Source organism: Polynucleobacter sp. JS-Safj-400b-B2 (assembly GCF_018881975.1).
Classification (GTDB): domain Bacteria; phylum Pseudomonadota; class Gammaproteobacteria; order Burkholderiales; family Burkholderiaceae; genus Polynucleobacter.
This window is the reverse complement of the sequence record NZ_JACVPJ010000035.1, coordinates 1-1,230: the sequence shown is the minus strand read 5'-3', so window position 1 is coordinate 1,230 and position 1,230 is coordinate 1. Positions and strand designations below refer to the sequence as shown.

The window sequence follows — 1,230 nt, the reverse complement described above, 5'->3', positions numbered from 1 at the left end:
CCTTGATTTCAACCCGTCGATGCAACACACTACAAACTGCGTAAGCGCAAGGAGTGTTGCTCATGAAACAACGACCTCGAATCTATTACACAGCTACCCAGAAGGCTTTAATGTGGGAGCGCTGGAAAAAGGGAGATTCTCTCCAGCAGATTGCCCAGTTATTTGATCGCCACCACTCGGCAGTTCAGCGAATTTTGGCTGAGAGTGGCGGTATCAGACCCCCAGAGCGAACTCGATCAACCTTGGCATTAACTTTGGCCGAGCGTGAAGCAGTCTCACGTGGCCTAGCAAGCGGTCAATCCATGAGATCGATTGCAACTCAGTTAGGTCGATCACCTTCCACAATTAGTCGTGAGATTGGTCGCAATGGCGGTCCAAAGAGTTATCGAGCCCACCAATCTAATCAGGCTGCCTGGGATCGAGCGCAGCGTCCTCAGACTTGTAAACTAGTCTTGAATAAAGCCTTAGCGCATCTGGTGGCAGATAAACTGCAGCACTACTGGTCACCACAACAGATTGCCGGATGGCTAAAAGAGACTTATCCAGATCAGGAGGACTATCAGGTGTCACACGAAACGATCTACCTTAGCCTCTTTATCCAAGCCCGCGGAGCCTTAAAGAAAGAGCTCACCCAGCATTTACGACGCACCCGCATCATGCGCCGATCACGGCATCACACGCTGAAGGATGCAGGGCTTGGAAAAATTAAGGATGCAGTCTCGATCAGAGAGCGGCCAGCCGAAGCAGAAGATAGAGCTGTTCCCGGCCATTGGGAAGGTGATCTTTTATATGGGGATGCCAATAGTCAGATCGCTACTCTCGTGGAGCGCCAGACTCGCTATGTGATGCTAGTCAAGGTGGCTCGTAAAGACAGTGAGACGGTGGTCAATGCACTCATCAAGCATGCCCGCAAGTTACCGCAAGAGCTCTACAAGTCCTTAACATGGGATCGGGGTAAAGAAATGTCTGAACACAAACGCTTTACTCTAGCTACCGATGTGCAAGTGTATTTTTGCGATCCTCAGCATCCTTGGCAACGAGGCTCGAATGAAAATACCAATGGGTTATTAAGACAATACTTCCCTAAAGGAATGAGCTTAGCTAATTACTCCCAAGCCAAACTCAATGCTGTAGCAAGGCAACTCAATGAACGTCCTAGAAAAACACTAAACTATCAAACACCGGCAGAACGTTTTGCCCTAACTGTTGCATCGACGGGTTGAAATCAAG

1 protein-coding gene is annotated in these 1,230 nt (G+C 49.1%); it reads left to right on the top strand.

All coding sequences use genetic code 11. The features are described from left to right. Window positions 1–62: 62 nt before the first annotated feature. Window positions 63–1,223 (top strand): IS30 family transposase, encoded by a 1,161-nt coding sequence (locus ICN48_RS13765; protein ID WP_215299530.1) that lies wholly within the window; start codon window positions 63–65, stop codon window positions 1,221–1,223. The last annotated feature ends 7 nt before the right edge of the window (window positions 1,224–1,230 follow it).

Coding starts and splice junctions, on each gene's coding strand:
- ICN48_RS13765 (WP_215299530.1), top strand. CDS start 63: ATGAAACAACGACCTCGAATCTATTACACAGCTACCCAGAAGGCTTTA.